This is a genomic window from Photorhabdus sp. RM71S (assembly GCF_042879355.1).
In the GTDB taxonomy this organism is placed as follows: domain Bacteria; phylum Pseudomonadota; class Gammaproteobacteria; order Enterobacterales; family Enterobacteriaceae; genus Photorhabdus; species Photorhabdus kayaii.
In genome coordinates this window covers 1-232 of sequence record NZ_JBHFKV010000294.1, presented here as the reverse complement: position 1 = coordinate 232, position 232 = coordinate 1, and the positions used below count along the sequence as shown (strand labels likewise).

The window sequence follows — 232 nt, the reverse complement described above, 5'->3', positions numbered from 1 at the left end:
CGGCAGTTTTGTGGACCGGCATTTACGTCAACTGCACAGTGATGTGCTGTACTCGGTTGAAACGGCTCGGGGACAAGGTTATATCTACTGTCTGATTGAACATCAATCCACCCCTGACCCGTTGATGGCCTGGCGGTTGATGTATTACGCCATGTCAGCCATGGCGGCTCACCTGAAAAAAGGCCATACTGAACTCCCTTTGGTGGCGCCTCTGCTGTTTTATCATGGTGAG

The 232-nt window shown here is 51.7% G+C and carries 1 protein-coding gene; it reads left to right on the top strand.

The genetic code is table 11. From position 1 onward, the window contains the following. Window positions 1–232: Rpn family recombination-promoting nuclease/putative transposase (locus tag ACGF5R_RS24955; protein ID WP_387693340.1), on the top strand; the 232-nt coding region annotated here is incomplete at both ends.